Below are 12,957 nucleotides of genomic sequence, written 5' to 3'. Positions count from 1 at the left end.
TATCTTTATAGGCTGAATTGAACGCGATTTTTATCATATGGAACCGTTTATACATTTACACGTACATACCCAGTATTCACTACTGGACGGACAGGCATCCATCGACGCTTTGATTGACAAAGCACAGAAAGACGGGATGAATGCCATTGCTGTTACCGACCATGGCAATATGTTCGGCATCAAAGAATTTTTCAATAAAGTCTCTAAGAAGAACAGCAAACCGCTGGGTGCTATCAAAGACTATGAGAAAGTGTTGAAAGGCCTGAAAAGCAAAACCGAACTTACAGCGGAAGAGCAGGCAACCCTTGCCGAACTTCCTGCAAAAATCGAAGCTGAAAAGAAGAAAATATTCAAACCTATCATCGGATGCGAATGCTATTGTGCCCGCTTCGGACGACACAGCAAACTTTCTACTCAGAACGACCGTAGCGGTTGGCACCTTATTGTTCTTGCCAAAAACGAAAACGGATATAAAAACCTGATTAAGATGGTTTCTTTGTCATGGACAGAAGGATTCTACGGACGCCCTCGCATTGACAAGGAACTGCTCGAAAAATATCACGAAGACCTCATCATTTGTTCTGCTTGCCTGGGAGGTGAAATCCCTCAACATATCATGAATGGGCAAATAGACAAAGCAGAAGCTTCCATCCTTTGGTTCAAAAATCTTTTCGGGGACGATTATTATTTGGAAATGCAACGGCATGAAACACATAAACCGGGAGCAGATACCAGCACATTTCCAAAGCAACAGGAAGTGAACAAAGTTCTTATCGAATTAGCCCATAAACATAACGTAAAACTGATTGCTTCGAATGACGTCCATTTCGTAAATGAAGAAGATGCGGAAGCGCACGACCGTCTTATCTGCCTTAGTACTGGAAAAGACTTGGACGACCCGAAGCGCATGCGGTATACTAAGCAGGAATGGATGAAAACAACGGCTGAAATGAACGTCATCTTTGCCGACATTCCGGAAGCACTAAGAAACACAGTGGAGATAGCGGAAAAAATCGAGTTCTACACCATCGACCATGGGCCTATTATGCCGACTTTTGCTATTCCGGAAGATTTTGGCACGGAAGAAGGATACCGGCAAAAATTCTCCGAGCAGGATTTATTCGAAGAATTTACCCGTGATGAAAATGGGAACGTGGTACTGAGTGAAGAAGACGCCCATTCCAAAATAAAGAAATTAGGTGGATACGATAAACTTTACCGCATCAAACTGGAAGCCGATTATCTGAAAAAACTGACATACGATGGTGCCCGCATTTGCTACGGAGACAAACTGACCGATGAAGTGGAGGAACGCTTGAACTTCGAGCTTCACATCATGAAAACAATGGGTTTCCCCGGCTACTTCCTTATCGTGCAAGACTTCATTCGTGCCGCCCGTGAAGAATTAGGCGTATCGGTAGGTCCGGGTCGTGGTTCGGCAGCAGGTTCGGCTGTTGCTTATTGCTTGGGAATTACCAAAATCGACCCGATAAAATACGATTTGCTGTTCGAACGTTTCTTAAATCCCGACCGTATCTCCCTCCCTGATATTGATACGGACTTTGATGATGACGGACGCGGTGAGGTACTTCGTTGGGTAACCGATAAATACGGGGCAGACCGCGTAGCACATATTATCACATACGGTACAATGGCAACTAAATCCGCAATTAAAGACGTTGCCCGTGTACAAAAACTTCCGTTGTCGGAATCTAACCGTCTGGCCAAATTGGTTCCGGACAAAATCCCCGATATGAAGAAATTCAAACTGGGTGATGCTATCAATTATGTACCGGAACTGAAAGCCGCAGCTACCGGGAACGACCCATTGGCAAGGGATACGCTGAAATATGCACAAATGCTGGAAGGAAACGTCCGTAATACCGGTGTGCATGCCTGCGGGGTTATCATCGGGCGGTATGACATTTCGGATGTAGTACCGGTCAGCACCGCAAAAGACAAAGACACCGGAGAAGAAATGCTGGTAACCCAGTATGAAGGTTCTGTCATCGAAGAGACCGGTTTAATCAAGATGGACTTCCTGGGACTGAAAACATTGTCCATTATTAAAGAGGCCATTGAAAATATTAAGCTGACCACGGGAGAAGACCTGGATATAGACACCATCAGCCTGGAAGATCCGGCGACTTACAAACTTTATTGTGATGGTAAAACTACCGGAACATTCCAGTTTGAATCTGCTGGTATGCAGAAATACCTCAAAGAACTCCAACCCTCCAAGTTTGAAGACCTGATTGCCATGAACGCCCTGTACCGCCCGGGTCCTATGGATTATATTCCGTCTTTCATTGCCCGTAAACAGGGTAAAGAAGAAATTAAATACGATATTCCTGTCATGGAACGATACCTGAAAGACACATATGGTATCACGGTCTATCAGGAGCAGGTCATGCTTTTGTCCCGCTTACTGGCAAACTTCACCCGTGGTGAAAGTGATGCGCTCCGTAAAGCAATGGGTAAAAAGCTTATCGAAAAGATGAACCACCTGAAATCGAAATTCATGGCGGGTGGCCAGGCTAACGGATATAAAGAAAATACTTTGCAAAAAATATGGTCCGACTGGGAAAAGTTTGCCTCTTATGCGTTCAATAAGAGCCATGCTACCTGTTATTCCTGGGTAGCCTACCAGACAGCTTATCTGAAAGCCAATTACCCTTCCGAATATATGGCTGCCGTATTGAGCCGAAGTCTATCCAACATTGTGGACATCACAAAATTCATGGATGAATGTAAAGCAATGGGCATCCAGGTTCTCGGTCCGGACGTAAACGAATCTATTTTAAAATTCAGTGTAGATAAAGACAAAAACATCCGTTTTGGCCTGGGAGCCATTAAAGGTGTTGGCGAATCTGCCGTAATGAATATCATAGAGGAACGCAAAAAAAATGGTCCTTACACCAACATATTCGATTTTGTAGAACGGGTAAACCTGACTGCCTGCAACAAGAAAAATATTGAATCGCTGGCACTTGCCGGAGCATTCGACAATATGGGTATCCAACGTGAACAATTCTTTGCCGATAATGGCAAAGGAGAACAGTTCCTGGAAATACTGGTCCGCTATGGAAATAAATATCAGACGGATAAAAACACAGCCGTTAACTCACTGTTCGGCGGTGACGCGTTCGTTGCCATAGCAAAACCGGAAATTCCCCAATGCGAACGCTGGGGCGACTTGGAAAAGTTGAACAAAGAAAAAGAACTGGTAGGCATTTATTTATCCGCCCATCCGCTGGATGAATATCGCATCATCCTGACTTATGTTTGCAATACAGGCATGGTTGAGATAAACGACCGGGAGAGTCTGAGAAACCGGGATTTATTATTAGGAGGTATTGTAACCGCTTTCCGGGAAGGAACGACAAAAAACGGAAAACCTTATGGTATAGTAAAAATAGAAGATTTTACCGGGAGTGGAGAAATTGCTCTTTTTGGAAATGATTATATAGAATACAGCAAATATTGCAAAATAGGGATGTACCTGCTTATCAATGCCCGTGTAGAACCTCGCCGCTGGAAAGAAGATGAACTGGACTTCCGGATTGGTTCCATCCGCTTATTGCAGGATGAAAAAGACCGTCTGATTGAAAAGATAAGCATTACAGTTCCGATTCACGATCTGGATGAACCAACCATCAATGAGCTTTCTGTTTTGATAAAGAACAATCCGGGACAAAGCCTGTTATATTTCAGAGTAGTGGACAGTGAACATAATATTGCACAAAACTTCTTCTCCCAGAATATCCGCCTGAATGTAACGCGCAATCTGGTTGAATTTCTACAAGGGAATGAAAATATTGATTTCAAAATTAACGGATAATATTGGAGTATGCTGAAAGAATTTGTATTTTTGGCACGCTAATTAGAAACAAATTAAATAGATACATAGTATGGCATTAGAAGTAACAGATGCAAATTTCGAAGAGTTGGTAAACTCCGGAAAGCCCATGGTTCTTGACTTTTGGGCAGAGTGGTGCGGTCCTTGCCGCATGGTTGGTCCTATCATTGACGAATTGGCCGGTGAATATGAAGGCCGTGTCACCATAGGCAAAATGGACGTAGACAACAATAATGATGTTGTTGCCCAGTTCGGTATCCGTAATATCCCTACCGTTTTATTCTTTAAAGACGGAAAAATGGTAGACAAGCAGGTCGGAGCAGCTCCGAAACCTACTTTCGTTTCTAAAATCGAAGCTATTTTATAGCGCGAAGCATTTCGCGTTTTCCAGGGGGGCCGGGTATTCTTTCAACAGAGAACCCGGCCTCTTTCATCATACGCCGGACTACTCCTTTCGCACAGTATGTGGTTAATACACCTCCCTTATTCATAGTCGCATACAACTTTCCAAACACTTCATGATTCCACATTTCCGGTTGCTTATCCGGGGCAAACGCATCAAAATAGACCAAATCCACCGAGTCCGGAAAATCTAACAGATTACTATCTCCCTGAATCTTACACAATGTAAAATGATCTGTTATCTGCACTGGAGTATCCCACGGAACTGCATGCAATGTCAGGAACAAATCTTTCCGTTCTGCACAAACCAACTCTCCGTAATTCAAACTTTTTACTAATTCTACCGGAAGCGGATACCGTTCCATAGAATAATAACGGACAGACAATCCGTTCATGTCCGAATCCAACAAGGTCAGCAAGGCATTTAATCCTGTACCGAAACCTATTTCAAACACATTTATCTCTTTTTTCTGTAATTGATGCAATCCCGCTTCAATAAAAACATGGCGTGATTCCTGCACAGCCCCGTTTACAGAATGATAGTGTTCATCCATTTCAGGAATAAACAACGTATGGCTACCATCTGCTGTCAATTGAAGCTCCCTGTTCATTTGATTATCTTTCATGTTATGATACAAATAAGAATACAAAGATAACGAAACACTTGTACATCAAAAGACAGACACAGAAAATAGCTTATTTTAATGGCTTTATGCAAAAAATAAGCTATTTTTGCATCGGATACAATTATTAGGACAAGAAGTGTCCATATTGTTCAAAACATCGTACTACATGACTAAGCTATCAGCGATTAAAATAACAACACTCAGACTCATACTTATATGTATAATATGCACTTTATATATATGTGGTGTTTCTGCAGACAACGGTAGCCCTATTCTGATTATCAGTTCATATAATCCGGATACCCGGAACACAACACAAAACATATCGGAGTTTATGGACGAATATAAACGTCTGGGAGGAAATGCTCCTGTCGTAATCGAAAACATGAACTGCAAAAGCCTTCCGGAAGCACCTTTATGGAAAAATAAAATGCGCAATCTCCTAAACAAATACCAGGGAGAAAACGCCCCTTTGTTAATTGTTATTCTCGGACAAGAAGGATGGACTTCCTATCTCTCCCTGAACGATCAGAACACCAAAAGCACTCCTGTATTGTGTGGTATGGTCAGCCGTAATGCAGTATTATTACCAGACAGCAACATCAACATTGCCCATTGGGATCCCAGCAGCATCGATATCGACCACTTCAAAGAGAAAAAGCACCGTATTGGAGGATTTGTATATTCCTATAATGTCAAAGCGAATGTAGAACTTGCCCGCAAGTTATATCCTAAAACTCAAAATGTCGCTCTTATCACAGATAACAGTTATGGAGGTCTGGCTCTGCAATCCTTTGTCAGGCAGGAAATTTCTAAAATAAAAGGTTTAAACTTCATCCCTCTTGACGGACGAAAAAACGACCTTTACAATATTATAGAGCAAATAAAGTCGCTCCCGGAAAATACAGTAATTATGTTAGGAACCTGGCGTGTCGATGTAAATGACGGATATTACATGGGTAATGCAACCTATACAATGATGCTTGCAAATACCAGAATACCGGCATTCTCACTTACATCCATAGGTTTAGGCCACTGGGCTATAGGAGGATATATTCCCGAATACCGTTCGATCGGAAAAGATCTGGCAAGCCAGGCAGTCGAGATTTTAAAAAACCCGTCGAAAGATATATATCCGCAGGTCATTCCCAATGTTTACACTTTTGATGCTAAAAAGTTAAAAGAATTACACATTCCGATAGAGAACCTCCCACCTTCTTCAAAATTAATCAATACGGAATTAGGACTCTTCGTGCAATATAAATTTGAAATCTTATTGATTTTAGCCGGAGTCTTATTCATATTCTTAGTTACGATACTTTATTTCTTTGCACGCACCAGCCGCATAAAGAATAAACTGCTTGATTTACAGAGTGACAATACAGTCATTTTAAATAATATCCAGGCATCCATCCGTTTCATTAATCCGGATTATTCCGTTAAATGGGAGAATGATATACAAATGCCTTGTTTTCCGCAATACGGAGAGAAACATTGCTGTATTATTCCAGACAATCAAAAGCCTTATTGCGACAACTGTATTATTATGCAGGCTATGGAAAACAAACAAAAGGCAGAACTTGTCAGGGAATGCCATCCCGGACAATTTATCCACTCCCTGGCAAACCCGGTTCTGGATAAGGAGGGAAACTTATTAGGACTCATTTTCAAAAAAGAAGATATCACCAAACAGAAACAAGGAGAAATAGAACTCCGTAAGGCAAAAGAGAAAGCAGAAGAATCCGATCGCCTGAAATCGGCATTCCTTGCCAATATGAGTCATGAAATCCGTACTCCTCTGAATGCGATAGTCGGTTTCTCCACCTTATTAACCATCGCCGAAAATGATGATGAGCGTAATGATTATCTGAACATCATCAATAGCAATAACGAATTATTGCTACAGTTAATCAATGATATACTGGATGTTGCCAAGATTGAAGCCGGGACATTGGAGTTTATCGATTCACAAATAGATATCAACCAGCTCTTCTCAGATATAGAACAAACATCTCAGATAAAAGCTGCCGAAGGAGTCAAAATCTCATTCGTGGAAAATATTCCGGATTGTATAATATCAACAGACAAAAATCGTCTGGCACAGGTCATTACAAACTTTATCAACAACTCCATCAAATTTACGACACATGGACATATACATTTCGGATACCGTCATGAAAAGGATAAATTATACTTCTATGTAAGTGATACCGGATGTGGTATCGAGGCTGAGAAAAAAGAAACCGTATTCAACCGGTTCGTGAAATTAAACAGTTTTGCACAGGGTACCGGTTTAGGTTTATCTATTTGCCAGATGATTATTAAAAAGCTAAACGGAGAAATCGGCGTAGAATCCGAATACGGCAAAGGTTCTACTTTCTGGTTTACCCTGCCGGATACGATCATACAGGATAAAAGTACAGAAGAAATAGTCACCATATCCCAATCCACGGCTCCTAAGCAGCAAAAAGATATTACCCTGCTGGTTGCCGAAGATAATGAGAGTAACTACATTTTGATCCATGCACTGCTCAAGGATTATAACCTTCTGCATGCACACAACGGAAAAGAAGCTGTAGAGCTATACAGGCAATATCATCCCAGCTTGATTTTAATGGATTTAAAGATGCCGGAAATGAATGGATACGAAGCCACGGCTATAATCAGGGAAGAAGACCAGAAAATACCTATTATTGCAGTTACCGCTTTTGCATTTGCCGAGGATGAGCAACGGGTCAAACAAAATGGTTTCAACGGCTATATATCCAAGCCAATTAAGCCTTTTGAACTAAAACAACGGCTGAACAAATTTCTTTCATAGAAATTATACCCTATCTTTGCTTAAGCAAATAAATATATAAATGAATACGTCAGATAATAACTCCTTTTACTGGTTCATATTTTTTGACGACCAGATTTTACTTCAAAAAGAAAACGAGACTTATACTATCCCCTTCTGTAGAGAAGCTCCGATACAAGTAACCCATATTCTTCCGGTAGAAATACCGGACGGGACCACTATTATGGCAGCCTATACGGATACCCCGCTGCCTGAAACGGAAAATTTCACCTCCATGGGATTACGTGCCTCCTATGATTTCATAAACAAACGTCTGTATGAACTGGGAGGAAAAGCCTCTGAAATCATTTTCTGGGACAAACACAGTCAGTTTTGCCCGGTATGCGGAACCAAAATGAAACAGGCTTCCCTTATTTCAAAAAAATGTCCGTCCTGCCAATATGAAATGTTCCCGGCAGTTTCGCCCGCCATCCTGGTTTTGATACGGAAAGAGAACTCCATCTTATTGGTACATGCCCATAATTTCAAAGGCACATTCAACGGATTGGTTGCAGGCTTTCTGGAAACCGGCGAAACGTTGGAGCAATGTGTGGAACGGGAAGTAAAAGAAGAAACGGGTCTGGAAATAAACAATATCCGGTATTGGGGAAACCAGCCATGGCCCTATCCCAGCAATCTGATGATAGGCTTCATTGCCGATTATGTCAGTGGAGAGCTAAAATTACAGAAAGAAGAATTAAGCTCAGGTGACTTTTATACAAAAGACAATCTGCCCCAAATACCCAGAAAATTAAGTCTGGCACGTAAAATGATAGACTGGTGGGTGGAACAACAGGAATAACAATTGCTATCAGTGTGTTTAAAAATTAAATAAACTCTTATTATGAAAACAGCTGCCATACTAGCCAAAAGCCTCTGCCTTGCTGTCGTATTATCTGCAGCAATGAAACTCCCGGCACAGGTTACACGTTCCGATTACCAGCGTGTAGATACTTTTTTGAAATGTACCGAACGTGTATATTCACCGGCAATCCGTCCGTCATGGGTGGACAGTTCCCATTATTTCTGGTACAAGAACCATGAGAAAGAAGGCGACTTCTATTATTTGGTAAATGCAGAAAACGGCAAACAGCAACGGGCTACCGACAAAAAGAAATTAGCAACCTTCTTCTCCGGAAAACAAAAAAAACTGGCTGATTTCCTGCTAAAGGAAGAACCGGGGGATAAATACCGGAACAAGAAAGAAGAAATTCCGGCACCTGTTGTCTCACCCGACAAACAATGGGAGGCATACATCAAAGACAACAATCTATATATCACCACAACCGATAGCAGCAAAAACAAGAAAAAAGAAGAAATCGCTTTAACTACTGACGGAACGACTCATCTCCGCTACGATGGTTACTCCATCTGCTGGTCTCCCGATTCCAGAAAATTGGCTACAGTTAAAGTCAGGGATGTTACAGAACGTCGCATTCCTCTTATCGAATCCAGTCCGGAAAGCCAACGCCAACCAATTTTACAATGGCGGGATTATGCCAAACCCGGAGATGTATTACCTATTTATCTACCTGTCCTTTTCGATGTAGCTGACCGAAAACAAATCTCACTGGATACGGCTCCTTTTGAAAATCAATACTACCTCTTCCTGACCGGATGGAGAAAAGATAGCCGCGCTTTTACTTTCGAATATAACCAACGCGGACACCAACGCTATATAATAGCCGAAGTAAATGCGACAAATGGAAATATTCGTCCTTTGATAGATGAACAAACTAATACATTCATCCAATACTACCGGAATTTCCGTTATGACCTAAATGATGGAAAGGAATTACTATGGATATCGGAACGCGACGGTTGGCGCCATCTTTATCTGATTGACGGAACGAACGGAAATATAAAACAACAGGTAACACGTGGCGAATGGGTGGTCCGTGATGTCGACCATGTGGATGAAGCCAGCCAGACTGTCTATTTTACAGCGTCAGGATTCAATAAAGAAGAAGACCCCTATAATCTGCATTATTGCCGTATCAATCTGGATGGTACCGGCTTTATGGATATGACTCCGGAAAATGGAAATCATCATGTAACACTTTCAGCAGATCGTCGTTTCTTTACAGATGTTTATTCCCGCCCGGACCTTCCTCCAGTCAGCCAGTTGAAACGGACAAAAGATGCTTCCCTGGTTACGGTTTTACAACAATGTGATATCAGCGCCCTTCCTGCCAGCTGGCAAATGCCCGAAGTATTTTGTGCTAAAGGCAGAGACGGTAAAACCGACATATGGGGAAATATTTACCGTCCCAGCCATTTCGATACAACAAAAAGCTATCCGGTCATAGAAATGATTTATGCAGGCCCTCACGATTCGCATGTAGACAAAGACTTCAAAGCTGCACACCATCTGATTTCCCGTTTGGCTGAATTAGGTTTCATTGTTGTATCTATCGATGGTATGGGTACGGCTAACCGTTCTAAGGCTTTCCACGATGTATGCTGGAAAAACTTGAAAGATGCGGGTTTCCCAGACCGTATCGCCTGGATAAAGTCTGCCGCAAAAAAATATCCTTACATGGATACATCACGGGTAGGTATTTACGGCTGGTCGGCAGGTGGACAAAATGCAATGGCAGCACTGCTTTTCCATAATGACTTTTATAAGGTAGCAGTTGCCCTTTGCGGATGCCATGATAACAGAATGGATAAAATATGGTGGAATGAGCAATGGATGGGTTATCCTATCGACGCCTCATACAGCGCTTCATCCAATGTAGACAATGCATGGAGGCTCAAAGGCAAACTAATGCTTATTAACGGAGAACTGGATGACAACGTAGATCCGGCATCCACATTACAAGTAGTCAATGCTTTGATAAAAGCCAATAAGAACTTTGAACAACTTTACTTACCTGGAAAGGGACATAGTTTAGGAGGCAGCTACGAAATGCACCGTATACACGACTTTTTTGTAAAAAACCTGTTAAACCAGGAAGTTCCCGAATGGGAGTAATTTTAATGATTTTCTACTGTATCCAGCCAGATTTCCAAACAAACCTGGGGATATAAATCCATACTTTCCCGTACGGTCGTTGATGATTTCATCCGATCTGCTATCACATCGACTGTACCGGGATAGGTAGAATCCATCAAATCCTCCAGAATAAAGGAGAAAAAAGAAGGATTCCGTTTCAGATACCGGTTCATCAACAGATAAGAACTCATGGCAGAAGAGTTTTTCATATACTCTTTAAAATCCTTATACTCTTCGGTTTCCATATATTGATAAGGAGTCTTGTCCATACCCATTTCATCACATTTATTTAGAAATGCGAAAAACTTTTCATCGAAAGCATTCTTTTCAGAACGGGGAACCAGCTTCATTCCCATATCGATGCGTGCTCTTAATTCGGGGGTAACTTTCAGTACGTCCGGCTCGGAGAAATCTTCACTGTTACATGAGCCTAAAAAAGCCATTATGATCAGTGCTAATATTGTAGTTATAAGTTGATACTTTGTCATGAGGTTTTGTCTTTAATCATTCTTATATAATATAAGACGTATTTTAACATGAAATTGTTGCAGAAAAGCGTCATTTTTTTCCAAAAAAAACTTAATTCAATGGAATTTGCCTGATCAAACGGCTTGTATCAGCCTTTTGAATTGAATCTGTTTTCAAAATAGAATCCGGAGCCGACACTTCCGAATGCTCTTTCACAAAGTTTTTCCGTTTTTTTATAATATCCGGAGTTGGCAAATTGTTATACTCCTTCCAGGTGCCATCCCGTTTTACATTTCGTCGATGGACACGCGCCTTTCGGCTGGTCATGTCTCCGAGATCAAAAAAGCCACCGGACCGTCGAGGAGGGTCAGCCTTAAGTTCATCGACAATAGACTGATAAACAGGCAAGACTTTTTTAAAGTCCGGTCCGTACAACCTGAATACCGAATAAGGCAAATCTCTTAATGCTACTTTTCTGCGTGTAGAATCATCCGATTGGACATATTCTGAAAAGTCTTTTAAAATAGGAAGAGGGGCCACAGGCGGGGCCATTTTCATTTCTGAGGCCGGTTTATCCATATTAATCAGATTCCCCGACTCAATCGCTTTCATCGTCTCCGTATTCAGTTGTAGCTTCTCTTTACCGGACAATACATCCTGTAGCCACACCGAATCTTTTTTTGTCCATTGAGCATGTACGTATTCCGTTCCATACAGACAAATCAACATCCATATAAGCAAGTGCTTGCGCATGAATTTCTTAATTTGCAGCGAATGTAAGTAGTTGTTTATAGAAATCAGCTATAATTACTTTAATTTGTCTTAGAAAATTGAAATGTTAATTGTTTTTGAGAAGTTTTAGTTCTATTGATAGGCTACAAGTTGCAAGTGACAGCTAGTCCGGCTTTCAACCGATTTGTATTTATATACCGGAAACGAAACTTAACTGCCACTTGTCAATTCTCAATTGTCAACTTTTTTAATCGTATAATCCGTCTCCGGACCACATGGTTTTAATTTTTTATTTAGCATGACAAGCTTCTTTCCGTCTTCTTGCACAAGGAAATTTACCGGATCATCCCCATTTTCAGGAACAAACTGCCAAACGATTGCTTTTTTATTTGTGGCATCCCCTTTCAGAATATGTCTTTTTCCTACCGAAGTAAATGTATCATCTTCTCCGTCACGAATACCCAAATAAGTCTGGACCAGGATAAAACATCCGTCTCCACCTTCTTCCGGTGCTTGAACCGTTAAGAAATACCGGATACCTTTACAGTCAGGTGCCGGCAAGACACCTTCATAAACTGACGACTCTACCGCTTCGGCTTCTTCTATATACAGGATATTCCCCTTCTGGAAAATAGTCCATAATCCATTTACCTGACGGACAGTTCTTGTATCGTCTGTTCCACCGGACCATTCATATCCGCCTTCCGGCAATATTTTCTTATCTAAAATCTCAGTATCCGAATCATCTGAAAAAAAGAGTTCAACCTTCGATGAATCCACACTGAAAACAAGGAATGCACTCTCTTCTTCCTCTGGTGATTCAAGGCGTATCCCCGTCTCAAACAACCGGATACAATCGTTACGGACTTCAGACCAAAGGTATCCCGCCGATGCAATGCAACCGTGGCTATCACGATCGCTTCCCGGCATTGGTTCTGTCTGACTCTGTTTCTTCGTGAAATTACAACCTGTCAGTAAGGCTACAGTTAAAAGGGTCATTGTGTACTTTTTTACCATTGTATTTATGTATTTT

General features: G+C 41.5%; 9 protein-coding genes. 5 read left to right on the top strand and 4 right to left on the bottom strand.

All coding sequences use genetic code 11. The annotated features are described in order from the left end of the window. Window positions 1–37: 37 nt before the first annotated feature. Both dnaE and trxA read left to right on the top strand, forming a co-directional pair. Complete coding sequence (dnaE, locus tag ACGE0T_RS00400) at window positions 38–3,841, top strand: DNA polymerase III subunit alpha (protein WP_459188597.1); 3,804 nt, start codon at window positions 38–40, stop codon at window positions 3,839–3,841. A gap of 70 nt (window positions 3,842–3,911) precedes the next feature. Next, entirely contained in the window at window positions 3,912–4,226 is a 315-nt protein-coding gene (trxA, locus tag ACGE0T_RS00395) for a thioredoxin (protein WP_459188596.1), read from the top strand. Here the strand turns inward: trxA and mnmD are convergent. Continuing rightward, window positions 4,216–4,887 carry a tRNA (5-methylaminomethyl-2-thiouridine)(34)-methyltransferase MnmD gene (mnmD, locus tag ACGE0T_RS00390; protein WP_459188595.1) on the bottom strand — a complete coding sequence of 224 codons (672 nt, stop codon included), beginning with the start codon at window positions 4,885–4,887 and terminating at the stop codon, window positions 4,216–4,218. The two genes, trxA and mnmD, sit on opposite strands and share 11 nt — an antisense overlap. Before the next feature lie 166 nt (window positions 4,888–5,053). Here mnmD and ACGE0T_RS00385 point away from each other — a divergent pair, with 166 nt between their 5' ends. The 3 genes from ACGE0T_RS00385 to ACGE0T_RS00375 all read left to right on the top strand — a co-directional run bounded on the left by ACGE0T_RS00385 (window position 5,054) and on the right by ACGE0T_RS00375 (window position 10,703). After that, window positions 5,054–7,708 (top strand): ATP-binding protein, encoded by a 2,655-nt coding sequence (locus tag ACGE0T_RS00385; protein WP_459188594.1) that lies wholly within the window; start codon window positions 5,054–5,056, stop codon window positions 7,706–7,708. 40 nt (window positions 7,709–7,748) lie between these two features. Next, window positions 7,749–8,528, top strand: coding sequence for an NAD(+) diphosphatase (gene nudC / locus ACGE0T_RS00380; protein ID WP_459188593.1), 780 nt, complete (start codon window positions 7,749–7,751; stop codon window positions 8,526–8,528). Window positions 8,529–8,630: 102 nt separating this feature from the next. Further along, the gene (locus ACGE0T_RS00375; RefSeq protein ID WP_459190389.1) at window positions 8,631–10,703 is read left to right on the top strand and encodes a S9 family peptidase; all 2,073 of its coding nucleotides are present in this window, start codon (window positions 8,631–8,633) and stop codon (window positions 10,701–10,703) included. A 2-nt stretch (window positions 10,704–10,705) separates the two neighbouring features. Here ACGE0T_RS00375 and ACGE0T_RS00370 read toward each other — a convergent pair whose 3' ends face one another. The 3 genes from ACGE0T_RS00370 to ACGE0T_RS00360 form a co-directional block, all read right to left on the bottom strand. Further along, window positions 10,706–11,212, bottom strand: a complete 507-nt coding sequence (locus tag ACGE0T_RS00370; RefSeq protein WP_459188592.1) for a hypothetical protein — start codon at window positions 11,210–11,212, stop codon at window positions 10,706–10,708. 91 nt (window positions 11,213–11,303) lie between these two features. Then, window positions 11,304–11,945 carry a DUF4858 domain-containing protein gene (locus ACGE0T_RS00365; protein WP_459188591.1) on the bottom strand — a complete coding sequence of 214 codons (642 nt, stop codon included), beginning with the start codon at window positions 11,943–11,945 and terminating at the stop codon, window positions 11,304–11,306. A gap of 210 nt (window positions 11,946–12,155) precedes the next feature. Next, a complete protein-coding gene (locus ACGE0T_RS00360; protein ID WP_459188590.1) occupies window positions 12,156–12,923 on the bottom strand; it encodes a copper resistance protein NlpE N-terminal domain-containing protein in 768 nt (255 codons plus the stop codon). Window positions 12,924–12,957 lie beyond the last annotated feature (34 nt).

The organism is Parabacteroides sp. APC149_11_2_Y6 (genome assembly GCF_054506995.1).
This window is presented reverse-complemented; position numbering and strand designations above follow the sequence as displayed.